This window comes from Rhodococcus opacus (assembly GCF_012396235.1).
GTDB lineage: Bacteria > Actinomycetota > Actinomycetes > Mycobacteriales > Mycobacteriaceae > Rhodococcus_F > Rhodococcus_F opacus.
Genome location: NZ_JAAXPA010000001.1, coordinates 376,915 through 391,222, shown reverse-complemented (window position 1 = coordinate 391,222; position 14,308 = coordinate 376,915). Strand labels below are relative to the sequence as shown.

General features: G+C 67.3%; 14 protein-coding genes. 12 read left to right on the top strand and 2 right to left on the bottom strand.

The genetic code is table 11. From position 1 onward, the window contains the following. Complete coding sequence (locus HGB39_RS01755) at positions 1 to 696, bottom strand: 3'-5' exonuclease (protein ID WP_005561957.1); 696 nt, start codon at positions 694 to 696, stop codon at positions 1 to 3. Between the two features lie 305 nt (positions 697 to 1,001). On the opposite strand from HGB39_RS01755, the gene HGB39_RS01750 reads away from it, so the two are divergent. Next, entirely contained in the window at positions 1,002 to 2,132 is a 1,131-nt protein-coding gene (locus HGB39_RS01750; protein WP_064080309.1) for a magnesium and cobalt transport protein CorA, read from the top strand. A gap of 46 nt (positions 2,133 to 2,178) precedes the next feature. Here the strand turns inward: HGB39_RS01750 and lppU are convergent, their stop codons facing one another. Continuing rightward, the gene (lppU, locus tag HGB39_RS01745; protein WP_043787480.1) at positions 2,179 to 2,775 is read right to left on the bottom strand and encodes an LppU family putative lipoprotein; all 597 of its coding nucleotides are present in this window, start codon (positions 2,773 to 2,775) and stop codon (positions 2,179 to 2,181) included. Between the two features lie 148 nt (positions 2,776 to 2,923). Here lppU and HGB39_RS01740 point away from each other — a divergent pair, with 148 nt between their 5' ends. From HGB39_RS01740 to HGB39_RS01690, 11 genes are all read left to right on the top strand, one after another. Continuing rightward, complete coding sequence (locus tag HGB39_RS01740) at positions 2,924 to 3,967, top strand: ATP-dependent DNA ligase (protein WP_005561960.1); 1,044 nt, start codon at positions 2,924 to 2,926, stop codon at positions 3,965 to 3,967. Beyond that, positions 3,968 to 4,996: a DNA polymerase domain-containing protein gene (locus HGB39_RS01735; RefSeq protein WP_005561963.1), complete on the top strand. Its 1,029-nt coding sequence runs from the start codon at positions 3,968 to 3,970 to the stop codon at positions 4,994 to 4,996. A 53-nt stretch (positions 4,997 to 5,049) separates the two neighbouring features. Then, a complete protein-coding gene (locus HGB39_RS01730; RefSeq protein ID WP_064080308.1) occupies positions 5,050 to 5,562 on the top strand; it encodes a DUF6764 family protein in 513 nt (170 codons plus the stop codon). 93 nt (positions 5,563 to 5,655) lie between these two features. Continuing rightward, entirely contained in the window at positions 5,656 to 6,861 is a 1,206-nt protein-coding gene (locus HGB39_RS01725) for a serine hydrolase domain-containing protein (protein ID WP_043789890.1), read from the top strand. A 17-nt stretch (positions 6,862 to 6,878) separates the two neighbouring features. Then, on the top strand, positions 6,879 to 7,100 hold the full coding sequence (locus tag HGB39_RS01720; protein WP_005253074.1) for a dodecin: 222 nt from the start codon (positions 6,879 to 6,881) through the stop codon (positions 7,098 to 7,100). A gap of 93 nt (positions 7,101 to 7,193) precedes the next feature. Beyond that, a complete protein-coding gene (locus HGB39_RS01715) occupies positions 7,194 to 8,873 on the top strand; it encodes an FAD-dependent oxidoreductase (protein ID WP_043789887.1) in 1,680 nt (559 codons plus the stop codon). Positions 8,874 to 9,042: 169 nt separating this feature from the next. Then, positions 9,043 to 9,963 carry a L,D-transpeptidase gene (locus HGB39_RS01710; protein WP_005253076.1) on the top strand — a complete coding sequence of 307 codons (921 nt, stop codon included), beginning with the start codon at positions 9,043 to 9,045 and terminating at the stop codon, positions 9,961 to 9,963. A gap of 57 nt (positions 9,964 to 10,020) precedes the next feature. Beyond that, positions 10,021 to 10,992: a carbohydrate ABC transporter permease gene (locus tag HGB39_RS01705; protein WP_375154209.1), complete on the top strand. Its 972-nt coding sequence runs from the start codon at positions 10,021 to 10,023 to the stop codon at positions 10,990 to 10,992. Then, complete coding sequence (locus HGB39_RS01700; RefSeq protein ID WP_005566794.1) at positions 10,989 to 11,888, top strand: carbohydrate ABC transporter permease; 900 nt, start codon at positions 10,989 to 10,991, stop codon at positions 11,886 to 11,888. Before HGB39_RS01705 ends, HGB39_RS01700 begins: the two co-directional genes overlap by 4 nt. A gap of 18 nt (positions 11,889 to 11,906) precedes the next feature. Beyond that, complete coding sequence (locus HGB39_RS01695; RefSeq protein ID WP_005566793.1) at positions 11,907 to 13,226, top strand: ABC transporter substrate-binding protein; 1,320 nt, start codon at positions 11,907 to 11,909, stop codon at positions 13,224 to 13,226. A 17-nt stretch (positions 13,227 to 13,243) separates the two neighbouring features. Then, positions 13,244 to 14,308, top strand: a complete 1,065-nt coding sequence (locus HGB39_RS01690; RefSeq protein ID WP_005566792.1) for an ABC transporter ATP-binding protein — start codon at positions 13,244 to 13,246, stop codon at positions 14,306 to 14,308.

The window sequence follows — 14,308 nt, the reverse complement described above, 5'->3', positions numbered from 1 at the left end:
TCAGGCGATGCGGAACTGTGCGAGACCGCGAATCGGCCACTCACCGTTGACGTCCGATGCGTCCCGGCCCTGTCTGACGAGGTAGTCGGCGAAGTCGCGTTGCCGTTCCGCGTGCCAGCCGGCCTGATGGCTCATGATGTCCAGAGCCCGCAGATTCGGGTACTCCTGCGCGAGCGTCCGGGCGAGGTGTGCGGCGGCGATCGCGTCGGCCTCGGCCTCGTGGGCGTCCTCCAGCGCGATGCCGTAGTGCTCGCACACCGCGCCGAGAGTGCGCCTGCCCTTCCGGTACCGATCCATCTCGCGGTCGATGACGTACGGGTCGACCACGATGCCGGTGACGAGTTCGGTCAGCCCGAGGCGCAGACCCTCGGTGTGCATGACGGTCAGGTCGTAGGAGGCGTTGAACGCGACGACGGCATGGTCGCGGGTCCACGCGTCGTGTAGAGCCTCGCGGATCTCGCCGTACCCGGTGGCGTAGTCCTGTCCGTGAGCCCGGGCGTACTCCGTGGAGATTCCGTGCACGTCCGAGGCGCCCTGCGGGATGGGAACCTCCGGGTCGAGCAGCCAGGTTCGCGACTCGAAGTGGTGAGCGTCGACGACGGCGATGCACGCGGAGACGATGCGGGCATCGCTGGGGTCGGGTCCCGTCGTCTCCAAGTCGAACGCGCAGATCGGTCTGTCCGACCAGCTGGTCATGGGGGCCTCTCGGTGGTGATTCGTTGCCCGCCCAGTATCTGCCGCTGCAGGCGCCGGATCCGGGACCGACACGGCGGGGATCCCAGGTTGTCGTGGCCGGTCGCCGGGGGTATCGTGTCCTCCGGTCTGCAGTTCGCCGAGGTCGTGAACTGCCATTTTCGAGAGAGCAAGGAGGTGTGGCATCCGATGAGAAGCCAACCTCCGAGTACCAACTGAAACCGTTCCACCGGTAGGTGCGCGGTTTCACGGTCCGTGTTCCTCAGCGCCGTTCCGCGCTGCCCACTTTCCCTCGAAAGCCCCGTGTCATGCCTCAGCTGCGTCCGATCCGTTCCCTCCTCCCCAGCCGTTCCGCCGGTCTGTCCGACGCCGACGCCGGTCACGCGGTGACCCGCCGGCCCGTCGAACCGACGCCTGCGGAGGAAACTGTGGTCAACAGCGCCGTCTACCGCGACGGCCGGAAGACGGCCACCCCGGCCACGCTGTCGGAGGCTCTCGCGAGCCTGCCGGACGCGTCGTCGATGGCGTGGATCGGGATGTACCGGCCGAACGACGCCCAGTTGTACGCGGCAGCAAAGCAATTCGACCTGCACGAGCTGGCAGTCGAGGACGCGATCGTCGCCCACCAGCGGCCCAAGCTGGAGCGTTACGGCAAGACGCTGTTCGTGGTCCTGCGCGCCGCGCGCTACTGCGACGAGACCGAGCGCGTCGAATTCGGTGAGCTGCACGTCTTCTGCGGTCCGACGTTCGTGCTCACCGTCCGGCACAGCGAATCCCCCGACCTGTCGGCGGTCCGCCGGCGGATGGAGAGCAACCCGGACCTGCTCCGGCTCGGACCCGAGGCGGTTCTCTACGCCATCCTCGACGCCGTGGTCGACGGGTACGCGCCGGTGGTCGCCGGACTGCAGAACGACATCGACGAGATCGAGACCGAGGTGTTCAGCGGAGCGCCGGGCGTGTCGCGGCGCATCTACGAACTCACCCGCGAGGTCATCGAATTCCAGAGGGCCACAAGGCCGCTGCTCGGGATGCTGCGCGGGTTGTCGGCGGGATTCGAGAAGTACAACACCGACGAGGAACTGCAGCGTTATCTGCGTGACGTCACCGACCACGCGACGGTCGTCGTGGAGCGGGCCGACGGCTTCCGTCAGCTGCTCGGGAACATCCTCACCGTCAACGCCACCCTGGTGTCGCAGGAGCAGAACGAGGAGATGCGCAACCTGACCCAGGCCAGCTATGCGCAGAACGAGGAGATCAAGAAGGTGTCGGCGTGGGCGGCGATCCTGTTCGCGCCCACCCTGATCGGGACGGTCTACGGCATGAACTTCGACCACATGCCCGAACTGCACTGTGTCGGTGGGTATCCGTTCGCCCTGTCTCTGATGATGCTCACCTGCGCCGGGCTGTACACGATCTTCAAACGCCGCGGCTGGTTGTGAGCGAGGCCGGCTGCGGGCAGTGCCCGCAGCCGGCCGGCGCCTGCTGTCAGAGTTCGTCGACGCAGACGACGAACTTGCGCTCGGGGTATTCGTATCCGTTGGACGACGTGCTGCACGAGTCCACGGACGTTGCGCCCTGCACGATCTCCGTCACCTTGACGCCGTCGACGGCCGCGGTGTCGCCGCAGTCGATGCGCGCGGGATCCTCGCCGCCGACGTCCATGCAACCGCCGACGACCCAGTCGACGTCGAGGCAGATCGCGCCCTGCTCGATGCCGCCGAGGGTTTCGTAGTAGTACGAGTCGGCGTCGCTGATGCACTGGCTGTTCTTCGCGGCCTTGGCGATCACCTTGTAGTTCGAATCGGCGCTGCCGCACACCGCCTTGTCGATCTCGGCGTCGGAGACGGTGCCGCCGAGCTTCACGCATTCACCGATCGCGACCTCGAAGTCGACGTCGCCGCCGGCGTCCTCGCCTTCCTGCCCGTCGATCACGGTGGTCGATTCGCTGGACGAGGTGGCCGCGGAGGCACCCGACTCCGGCACCGCGGTGGGCGTCGTGTCCGAACCGCACCCGGCCACCAGAACTGCCGTCGCCGACAATGCGACGACTGCGGTACACACCCGCCGAACTAACCCTGTCATGTCTGACCCCTCCGTCAGGTGACCGTCCGCCACCCGTTCCTCCGAGATGACCGTTGCCACCTCGATCGTGTCCACCGCGATTGCCGTGTCGCGCATTATTTGATTACATCGCTGTTCGATTTGCCAATCGTGGTGACAGTATGGACGGGTGGATCTCCCCGTGATGCCTCCGTTACAGCCGATGCTCGCGAAGGCTGCGTCGTCCGTTCCGGCGCAACCGGAGTCCGGGCTCGCCTGGTCCTACGAACCGAAATGGGACGGTTTCCGCACACTCGTCTTCCGCGACGGCGACGAGGTGGTGCTCGGGTCCCGCGGCGGAAAGGATCTGGCCAGGTACTTTCCCGAACTAGTCCGGGCGGTGAAGGACGAACTGCCCGAGCGGTGCGTGGTGGACGGCGAACTCGTCGTCCCGCGCAGCATCGACGGCCGCACCCGGCTCGACTGGGAGTCGTTGTCGGAGCGCATTCATCCGGCCGAGAGCCGGGTGGCGATGCTGTCGGAGAAGACGCCGGCCCAGTTCGTCGCGTTCGATCTGCTCGCGCTGGGCGACCGCGACCTCAGCCGGGAGGACTTCTCCGTACGTCGCGCGCAGCTCGTCGACACCATCGGCGGTGGACCCAGCTGCCACGTCACCGCGGCCACCGAATCCAGTGCGACGGCCATCGAGTGGTTCGAGGCGTTCGAGGGGGCCGGCCTCGACGGGGTGGTGGCGAAGAAGCTGGTGGGCCCGTACCTGCCGAACAAGCGGGAAATGGTGAAGGTGAAGCACGCCCGCACCGCCGACTGCGTCGTCATCGGCTACCGGCCGCACAAGAGTCAGCCGGGGATCGGGTCGATGCTGCTCGGACTGTACGACGGCGACCAGATGGCGATGGTCGGCGGTGCGTCGGCGTTCACGGCGGCGCGGCGGATCGAACTGCTCGCCGAACTCGACGAGCTGCGCGTCGGAGACGACGTCGTCGCGGACGGGGCGCCGACGCGGTGGCAGTCGGGTAACGACCGAACCTGGGTGCCGCTGCGCCCCGAACGCGTCGTCGAGGTGGCGTACGACCAGATGGAGGGTGCCCGGTTCCGGCACGCCGCGCGGTTCCTGCGCTGGCGCCCGGACCGGACGCCCGACGAGTGCACGTTCCAACAATTGGAGGTCCCGGTGCGATACGACCTTGCCGACGTCCTGGCCGGAGGTTCCTAGATGGCGAGTCCTGCCGAAGAACTCGACGTCGACGGCATCGCCGTGCGGCTGTCGAATCCCGACAAGATCTACTACCCGAAACTCGGTGCCGAGGGCGGCACGAAACGGCACCTGGTGGAGTACTACCGGACCGTGGCGCTGAACGGTGCGCTGCTGACCGCCCTGTTCGATCGGCCGACGCATCTGCAACGGTTCCCGGACGGGATCGAGGGCGAGGAGATCTACCAGAAGCGGGTTCCCGCGAAGCGCCCCGATCACGTCGACTCGTGCGAGGTCACGTTCCCCTCCGGCCGCAAGGCCGACGTGCTCTGCGTGCGCAGCGCCGCGAACATCGTGTGGGCGGCGAACCTCGGCAACATCACGTTCCACCCGTGGGCGGTCCGTTGCCCCGACGTCGATCACCCCGACGAACTGCGCATCGACCTGGACCCGCAGCCGGGGACCGGATTCGACGACGCCCGGGCGGTCGCGCTGGACGTGCTCCGGCCGCTGCTGGACGAACTCGGTCTCGTCGGCTACCCCAAGACGTCGGGGGGCCGCGGGCTGCACGTGTATCTCCGCATCGAGCCGCGCTGGGATTTCATCGAGGTGCGGCGCGCGGGCATCGCCCTCGCACGGGAGATCGAGCGGCGCAGCGGCGACCGGGCCACCACGTCCTGGTGGAAGGAGGAACGCGGCGAACGCATCTTCCTCGACTTCAACCAGAACGCCAGGGACAAGACCATCGCGTCCGCCTACTCGGCCCGCAAGACGCCGATCGCGACCGTGTCGACGCCGGTCACCTGGGAGGAACTCGTCGACGTCGACCCCGACGACTTCACCATCGCGACCGTGCCCGCGCTGCTCGAGAAGCGCGGCGATCCCATGGCGACCATGGGCGACGTGGCGCAATCGCTGGACGTGCTGCTGGAGATGGCCGAACGGGACGCCGCGAACGGTCTCGGCGATCTGCCGTACCCACCCAATTACCCCAAGATGCCGGGGGAACCCAAGCGGGTACAACCGAGTCGGGACCGAGACCGCAAATAGCCGGCGCTCACGTAGGCTCGGGACGGTCGGGTCGGGAACAATGTGAGGTCGCCATGGAACGTACGACCGGTACTGCCGGACTCGCCCTCGGTGTCGTCGCGACGGCACTCGGGGCCCTGATGATCGCGCCGGCCACCGCGTCGGCCGTCTCCCTCTCCTGTGTGTCACCACCCGGCCGGGGCGACACCACGATCGTCGACCGCACCGCGTGCGGTGCCAATGCCGATACGAGCAGCAATTCGGCGGCGTTCGGCACGGACGGTGTCGGTTTCGCCGACGCAGCCCACGCGGGCGCGGCGCTCGGCGCGGGGCTGGGCGGCGGTGTGGGTGCGGCCGAGGCACGTCGTGGCGCCGTCGCCGCCGTGGCGGTCGGGCCCGAGAGCGTCGCCATCGGAACGGTCGACAGTGCCGGTCCCGCCCTGGTGCTGAGCGGTCCGGGCGGGCAGGCGCTCGTCGCGGATCCGGCCAAGGGCGTGGTGTGCGCCGCTGGACCGTCGCTCGCGATCAATTTCCTTGCAGGTCAAGCATGTCTGAGTGACGGCATAACAGTGTGGCGGCTTCCCTGAACGGCACCCCGGTCCGCGTCGTATGGTGACGGTAGTCACAATGGGCTGACGCAACTGCCGTAGGAGATACGGCAGCGAGATCGGAGGTGGTCGATGACGACCAGCGTTCGAGTTCCCCGGCCCGCGTCCGTGCCACGGACGGAGCTGCACGTCGATCCGCGGTTCCTGCCGCTCGCCGACCGGTTCTTCGCGATGTACCGGCAACCTCAGCACGGCGGCGGGGCGCTCACCGCGTACTTCCGGGGTGAGAAAGTCCTCGACATCTGGGCGGGCTGGGCCGACCGCGACCGCCGCTGGGACCGCGACACCGTCGCCCTGTCGTTCTCCACGGGAAAGGGCGTGGCCAGCACGGTCGTCCACCGGCTCGCCGAACGCCGGCTGATCGACTACGACGCGCCCGTCGCGCGCTACTGGCCCGAGTTCGGCGCGGCAGGCAAGGGCGACATCACGGTCCGCGAACTCCTCACCCACCGGGCCGGACTGCACAAGGTCCGGGGTCTGATGCGGAGCCCGCTCGATCTCCTCGAATACGACGCCGTCGTCGGGGCCCTCGCGGCCGGCCCGGCGGATCCGCGCAGGCTGCGCGGCCCCGGGTATCACGCCGTCACCTACGGGTGGCTGGTGGCCGAACTGATCGCCCGCGTCACCGGAAAGCCGTTCGTCCAGGTCGTGCAGGACGAAATCGCAGGCCCGCTCGGCGTCGACGACTTCTGGTATCAGGTTCCCGGACAGCACCGTCCGCGGATCGCGAAGCTGTTTCCGCACATCAACCCGGCCGGACTCAACTGGGAGCTCACGTCGAACGTGCTCTCGCTCGTCGGCCCCACCCGCGGACTCGCCGAGGCGGCGATGCCCCGGGGATTCGACGTGCTGGTCCGGAACCCCGCGGTGCACGACGCGGTGATGCCCGGCTGGAACGGCGTGTTCAGCGCGCGGGCGCTCGCGCGCATGTACGGCGCCATCGCCAACGGCGGCAGGCTGGACGGACACCGGTTCCTGCGCAAGTCCACCATCGCGCAGATGTCGCAGGTGCAGACCTACGACCGGGACTACGTTCTCGGTATCCGGCCGCAGTGGTCCCTCGGCTACCACCGGCCGATCCTCGCGTCCCGGCGACAACCACGGAACGCGATCGGGCACTACGGTGTCGGCGGGTCCGGCGCCTACGCGGACCTCGACAGCGGACTGTCCCTCGGCTTCGTCACCAATCGGCTCGGCAGTTCCCTCACGGCTCTCGGTGATCTTCGTCTGGCCAGGCTCGGTGTCGAGGCGCAGGCGATCGTCCGGAACGGCAAGTAACCACGAAAGGAATCCTGATGAGTGATCACGTGTACCGAGTTGTCGAGGTCGTCGGTTCGTCGAGCGACAGCACCGACGCGGCCATCGAGAACGCCATCGCGCGGACCAACGAGACCGTGCGCAACGTCGAGTGGTTCGAGGTCGTCGAGACCCGGGGCCACGTCGAGAACGGCGCGATCGCGCACTACCAGGTCACGGTCAAGGTCGGATTCCGTGTGGAGCCGGGCGACGCGGTCTGACACAGCGGACGGTTCTCGCGCAAAATTGGAACACGTTATAGTCTGGTGTCACATCCCGACGTCGGACTGCGCGTACTCAGGTAGGGGAGAACCGTGACTTATGTGATCACGCAGCCGTGCTGCAACGACGCATCGTGCGTCGATGTCTGTCCGGTCAACTGCATCCATCCCACACCGGACGAGAAGCCGTTCGCTACCACGGAAATGCTGTACATCGACCCGGACACCTGCATCGACTGCGGGGCCTGCGTCGAGGAGTGCCCGGTGGAGGCCATCTACGCGGAGAACGACCTCGACGAGGTCGACGAGCCGTACCTCGACATCAACGCGCAGTACTACACCAAGCACCCCATCGGCCCCGACTGGCCCGAGCCGCTCGCGCTGCCGCAGATCGACGCAGCCCTCGGCACGCTCCACGTCGCGATCGTCGGGTCGGGTCCGGCCGCCTGCTACGCCGCGATGGAACTGACCGCGAAACCGCGCGTCGAGGTCGACATCTTCGACCGGCTTCCTACCCCGTACGGGCTGGTGCGCGCCGGGGTCGCGCCGGACCATCCGGGCACCAAGGGCGTCACGGACCAGTTCCGTTCGGTCGTCGGCAAGCGCACGGTGCACTGCCACTTCAACGTGGAAGTGGGCCGGGACGTGAGCCACGAGGAACTGCTCGCACACCACCACGCCGTCATCTACGCGGTCGGCGCGGCAGGCGACCGCACGCTGGGCATTCCCGGCGAGGATCTCGTCGGCAGCCACGCCGCCACCGAGTTCGTGGCCTGGTACAATGGCCACCCCGACTACGCCGACCACACGTTCGACCTGTCGGGGGAGCGGGCCGTCATCGTCGGCAACGGCAACGTGGCACTCGACGTGGCCCGCATCCTCGTCACCGATCCGGAGATCCTGGCCAAGACGGACCTCGCGGACCACGCCCTCGAGGCGCTGCGGGCGAGCAACATCCGCGAGGTCGTCATTCTCGGCCGCCGTGGCCCCGCTCAGGCCGCCTACACCAACCCCGAACTCCTCGCGCTCGGGCTGATGCCGGACGTGGACATCGTGGTCGACCCGGACGAAGCGGTCCTCGACCCGGCAAGCCGCGCGTTCGTCGACGGCGACGAGGCCGAGCCGTCGCAGCGCCACAAGGTGCGGCAGGTCGAGGAGTTCGCCCGGCGCACCGCCGATCCGGCGAAGAAGCGGATCGTATTGCGGTTCCTGACGTCGCCCGTGGAGATTCTCGGCACCGACGCCGTCGAATCGGTGCGCATCGCGAAGAACGAGATGGTCGCGGACGCGTCCGGACGGCTCAGCGCCAAACCGTCCGACGTCACCTCGACACTGGACACGGGCCTGGTGCTGCGCTCGATCGGTTACCGCGGTCAACCCGTGGCCGGCATCCCCTTCGATGACCGGCGCGGCGTCATACCCAACGAGAACGGCCGGGTGATCGATCCGGAGACCGGCACACCCGTGCCCGGCGTGTACGTGGCGGGCTGGATCAAGCGCGGGCCGACGGGCGTGATCGGCACCAACAAGTACTGCTCCGCGGAGACGGTCAAGATGCTGATCGACGATTTCTCCGCCGGTCGCCTCGACGCGCCCACCGAACGTGAGGCTCTCGACCGCCTGATCGCCGAGCGTGCGCCCGACGCCGTCGACTACCAGGGCTGGCAGCGCATCGACAAGACCGAACGTGCCGGGGGCAAGGCTGCCGGTCGGACGCGCACCAAGCTGATCACCATCGAGAGCATGCTCGCCGCCGCCCGCGCCGATACCTGATCGTGAGCGCTTCTTGACCACTCGGTGACACCCACGCCCCGCAGGCCGCGGAGCGGCAACGATTGCGGGCAAATTGCTCGCGGCCGGATGATGTGTGTTAATGGCAGTGCGCGATTGGTAGGTCCGTCGGGGACGCGCGTTGCACACGTCGTCGAACGAGAGTGGTCATATGGGCAAGTCAGGAATCGGTTTTTCCAGGAACAAGCACTGGTCTTCGCGCGTCGCTGTCGCACTGACCGGGGCCGTCGTGTCCGGAACGGCGCTGGTCGGGGCCGCACAGGCCGCACCGCTCTTTCCCGGTGGACCGGAGGTTCCGAGTCTTCCCACCCTGCCCGGTCTGCCCGGCGCGCCGCAGCTACCGCTTCCCGAACCGGCACCCGCGCCCGCGAACTTCTCGGCCCCGTCCCTCAACCCGGGTGCGGGCGAGGTCGTGGGTGTCGCGCAACCGGTGATCATCCGCTTCAACGAGGCGATCGGCGACCGCGCCGCCGCCGAGCGTGCCATCAAGGTCACCACCAGCCAGCCGGTCGAGGGCGGTTTCTACTGGATCAACGACAGCCAGGTGCGGTGGAAGCCCACCGAGTTCTGGCCCGCGAACACCGAGGTCACCGTGGACGCCGGCGATTCGCACTCCACGTTCACCATCGGCGACGCCCTGGTGGCGACCGCGGACGACAACACCAAGCAGATCACCGTCACCCGGAACGGCGAAGTGGTCAAGACCATGCCGACGTCGATGGGTAAGACCGATCACGAGACGCCGAACGGCACCTACATCATCGGCGACAAGTTCCGTGACATGTACATGGACTCGTCCACGTACGGTGTCCCGGTCGATTCGGCCGAGGGGTACCGCACGTACGTCGAGTACGCCACCCGCATGTCGTACAGCGGCATCTTCGTCCACGCCGCACCGTGGTCGGTGGACGCCCAGGGCAACACCAACGTCAGCCACGGCTGCCTCAACGTGAGCACCGACGACGCCAAGTGGTTCTACGAGAACTCGAAGAAGGGCGACGCCGTGGTCGTGCAGAACACCGCAGGCGGCGTGCTGAGCGGCTCCGACGGTCTCGGCGACTGGAACCGCTGACCCTGATCTGACCAGTTGTCCCCGTAGCCCGCACAGTTCAATGTGCGGGCTACGGCAATTTACCGGCTATTCGTACACGGTCGTCAGACTGCCGCAGTGAGATCGAGTCCGGAACGAACCCTGCCGTCGCCGGGAAAGCAGGGATTGCTCGGGCGTCCGTGGCGGGACTACGCGCTGTTCGCAGCGCTGGTGGGTCCCAATCTGGTTCTGCTCGTTCTGTTCACCTACCGGCCCCTGGTCGACAACATCCGGCTGTCGTTCTTCGACTGGAACATCGCCGACCCCGTCGCCACGTTCGTCGGCTGGGACAACTACCGCGAATGGTGGAGCAGGCCCGACACCTGGCAGATCGTCGGGAACACCGTCGTGTTCACTGTCGCGACCGTGGTCGGATCGATGGTCGCCGGTCTCGCGCTCGCCGTGCTGCTGGACCGTAACCTGCACGGCCGCAACCTCGTCCGCTCGGCGATCTTCGCGCCGTTCGTCATCTCGGGTGCCGCGATCGGCGTGGCGTTCCAGTTCGTGTTCGATCCCCGTTTCGGGTTGATCCAGGATCTTCTGCACCGTGCCGGGGTCGACTCCGTCCCCGACTTCTATCAGGATCCGCACTGGGCGCTGTTCATGGTGACGGTCACCTACATGTGGAAGAACCTTGGCTACACGTTCGTGATCTACCTTGCGGCACTGCAGGGTACGCGGCGCGAGTTGACCGAGGCCGCGGAGATCGACGGGGCGGGCCGGTGGACGACGTTCCGCCGGGTCGTCCTCCCGCAGTTGCGTCCGACCACCTACTTCCTCTCGATCACGGTGATGCTGGGCTCCCTTCAGGTGTTCGACATCATCAACGTGATGACCCGGGGCGGTCCACTCGGTACCGGAACCACCACGATGGTCTACCAGGTCTACAACGAGTCGTTCCGCAACTTCCGTGCCGGCTACGGCGCCACCGTGGCCACGATCATGTTCCTGGTCCTGCTCGGGATCACCGTCTATCAGGTGCGGATCATGGATCGCGGTGAGGTCCGGTGATCGCGGACACCGTGCGCGATCAGCGCAGCACGGAGGTGCCGGTGACAGCAGACGCGGCCCGTGACCATCGACGCCGGGAGGCGCTCGTGACGGCTCTGGGGTACGCCGCGATGGTGGCGGTGCTGGTCATGGTGGCCCTGCCGCTGTACTGGATCGTGATGACGTCCTTCAAGGATCGTCCGGACGTTTACACCCTGCCGGTGACCTGGTGGCCCGGCACCTTTCATCCCGAGAACTACTCCGAGGCCACCACCTCGGTGCCGTTCTGGACGTTCCTGCGGAACTCGGTGATCATCACCGGGGTGCTGGCCGTCGTGAAGTTCGCGCTCGGCGTGTTCAGCGCCTACGGGCTGGTGTTCCTGCGGTTCCCGGGCAAGAACCTCGTGTTCCTCGGCATCATCGCCGCGTTGATGGTGCCCAACCAGATTACGGTCATCTCCAACTACGCACTCGTCGCCGAATGGGGCTGGCGGAACAGCTTTCACGGCATCATCGTTCCGCTCGCCGGGGTCGCGTTCGGAACGTTCCTGATGCGCAACCACTTCCTGTCGATACCCACCGAGATCATCGAGGCCGCCCGGATGGACGGCGCAGGCCACTTCCGGCTGCTGTGGCGGGTGGTCCTGCCGGTGTCGGGCCCCACCATGGTGGCGTTCGCGATCATCACCGTCGTCACCGAGTGGAACGAATACCTGTGGCCGTTCCTGATGGCCGACGACGCCTCCGTCGCGCCGCTGCCGATCGGGCTGACCCAACTCCAGAACAACGACGGGCTCACCAACTGGGGCCCGGTCATGGCGGGAACGGTACTCACGATGCTGCCGATTCTCGCGATTTTCCTTGTGCTGCAACGGCACATGATCAAGGGCCTCACATCGGGTGCGGTCAAGGGATAGCGGAGAACGAGGAGAGACATGAATCGGATGAACCGTCGAGGATTCCTCGGGCTGGCGGGCGCGGTGGCCGCCGGTGCCGCGCTGACGGCCTGCGCCGGGTCGGGGTCGGGCTCGTCGGCGGCGTCCGGTGCGGCCGGCGACGCGAACACCATCACGTTCTGGTCCAACCACCCCGGCAAATCGCAGGACGTCGAACGTGAACTGATCAACCGGTTCCAGGCGAAACACCCCGACCTCACCGTGAACCTCGTCGACGGCGGAAAGAACTACGAGGAGGTGTCGCAGAAGTTCAACGCGGCCCTGTCGGGCGGCGAACTGCCCGACGTCGTGGTCCTATCGGACGTCTGGTGGTTCAACTACGCGCTGACCGGTGCCATCGAACCGCTCGACGGACTGTTCGGCACGGTCGGCGTCGACTCCTCCGACTACGTCGACTCGCTGCTCGCCGACTACCTGTTCGAGGGCACGCACTACGCCCTCCCGTATGCGCGGTCGACGCCGCTGTTCTACTACAACAAGCAGGTGTGGGCGCAGGCCGGCCTGCCCGATCGCGGGCCCGCCACCTGGCAGGAGTTCGACGAGTGGGGTCCCGAACTGCAGCGGGTGATGGGCGGCGGCAAGCTGGCCCACGGCTGGGGTGACGCCAAGAACTACCTGGGCTGGACGTTCGAGGGACCGGTCTGGACGTTCGGCGGGGCGTACTCGGACCAGTGGGACCTGAAGTTCGGCGACGAGACAACGCTCGCCGCGGGGACGTTCCTGAAGGACATGATCCACACGAAGAAGTACGCGGCGGTGTCGAGCGACATCGCCAACGAGTTCGGTGCGGGCATCCTCGCGTCGACCATCGCCTCGACCGGTGACCTGTCGGGAATCACCAAGTCGGCCGCGTTCGACTTCGGCACCGCGTTCCTCCCCGCGTCGGGCGCCCCGGGCTGCCCGACCGGCGGCGCGGGCCTCGCGATTCCGGCGCGGATCTCCGACGAGCGCAAGAAGAACGCCCTGACGTTCATCGACTTCGTGACGAACGGTGAGAACACCGCGTACTTCTCCCAGAACGTCGGGTACATGCCCGTCCGCAAGTCCGCTGTCGAGGACCCGGGCATGAAGGCATACCTCGACGCGAACCCCAACGCGCGCACCGCCGTCGACCAGCTCGCGAAGACCCGGTCGCAGGACTACGCCCGTGTGTTCGTGCCCGGCGGCGACCAGATCATCGGCACCGGACTCGAACAGATCGCGCTGCAGAACGCGGACGTGGCGACGACGTTCGCCGGCGTCGGGACGCAACTCCAGCAGATCATCGACCGCCAGATCACACCCAAGCTGCCCCAGTAGGAGGAGAAGGAACATCCATGGCCCACGTGCAGTTCGCAGGCGTCACCCACCGCTATTCCGGAGCCGATCGACCCGCGGTCGATCGGCTGGACCTCGACATCGCGGACGGCGAGTTCCTCGTCCTGGTGGGTCCGTCCGGGTGCGGTAAGTCGACCAGCCTGCGGATGCTGGCCGGCCTCGAAGCCGTCGAGGCGGGCCGCATCGAGATCGGCGGCACCGACGTCACCGCGCTGCCACCCCGGGCGCGGGACGTGGCCATGGTGTTCCAGAGTTACGCGCTCTACCCGAACATGACCGTCGCCGACAACATGGGTTTCGCGCTCCGCAACGCCGGCGTCGGGAAGGTGGAACGCACCGCCCGGGTGCTGGAAGCGGCGCGGATGCTCGAACTCGAACCCCTGCTGGATCGCAAACCGGCGAAACTGTCCGGCGGGCAACGTCAACGGGTCGCGATGGGCCGGGCGATCGTGCGGCACCCGAAGGTGTTCTGCATGGACGAACCGCTGAGCAACCTCGACGCCAAGCTGCGGGTGAGCACCCGCTCGCAGATCGCGGGCCTGCAGCGCAGGCTCGGTACGACCACCGTGTACGTCACCCACGACCAGGTGGAGGCCATGACGATGGGTGACCGGGTTGCGGTGATGCAGGGCGGGCGCCTCCAGCAGGTCGCCCGGCCCCGCGATCTCTACGACAACCCGGTCAACACGTTCGTCGCCGGGTTCATCGGCTCGCCCGGGATGAACCTCATGGACACCCCGATCCGCGACGGCGTCGCCGAACTGGGCGACCTGCGTATTCCCGTGCCGCGCTCGGCGATCGGGGACGGTTCCGTGATCGTCGGGGTGCGCCCGGAGTCGTGGACACTGGTGGGGTCGTGGCGCAAGGACTCGTACACGGTCGAAACCGACCAGCTCGAGGAACTCGGGGCGGAGTCCTTCGTGTACGCGTCCGGCACATCCGGGAAGGTGGTGGTGCGGGTGGACCGCACGCGCACCGTCGCCGCGGGGGAGAGGGTGCACCTGCAGCCGAAACCCGGCGAGGTGTACTTCTTCTCCGCGGCGACGGGTGACCGTCTGCGGTAG

Bases quoted from the DNA above. Each gene is read 5' to 3' on its own strand.
- HGB39_RS01750 (WP_064080309.1), top strand. From the start codon at position 1,002: ATGCCTCAGCTGCGTCCGATCCGTTCCCTCCTCCCCAGCCGTTCCGCC.
- HGB39_RS01725 (WP_043789890.1), top strand. From the start codon at position 5,656: ATGACGACCAGCGTTCGAGTTCCCCGGCCCGCGTCCGTGCCACGGACG.
- HGB39_RS01710 (WP_005253076.1), top strand. From the start codon at position 9,043: ATGGGCAAGTCAGGAATCGGTTTTTCCAGGAACAAGCACTGGTCTTCG.
- HGB39_RS01730 (WP_064080308.1), top strand. From the start codon at position 5,050: ATGGAACGTACGACCGGTACTGCCGGACTCGCCCTCGGTGTCGTCGCG.
- HGB39_RS01695 (WP_005566793.1), top strand. From the start codon at position 11,907: ATGAATCGGATGAACCGTCGAGGATTCCTCGGGCTGGCGGGCGCGGTG.
- HGB39_RS01755 (WP_005561957.1), bottom strand. From the start codon at position 696: ATGACCAGCTGGTCGGACAGACCGATCTGCGCGTTCGACTTGGAGACG.
- HGB39_RS01690 (WP_005566792.1), top strand. From the start codon at position 13,244: ATGGCCCACGTGCAGTTCGCAGGCGTCACCCACCGCTATTCCGGAGCC.
- HGB39_RS01720 (WP_005253074.1), top strand. From the start codon at position 6,879: ATGAGTGATCACGTGTACCGAGTTGTCGAGGTCGTCGGTTCGTCGAGC.
- lppU (WP_043787480.1), bottom strand. From the start codon at position 2,775: ATGACAGGGTTAGTTCGGCGGGTGTGTACCGCAGTCGTCGCATTGTCG.
- HGB39_RS01735 (WP_005561963.1), top strand. From the start codon at position 3,968: ATGGCGAGTCCTGCCGAAGAACTCGACGTCGACGGCATCGCCGTGCGG.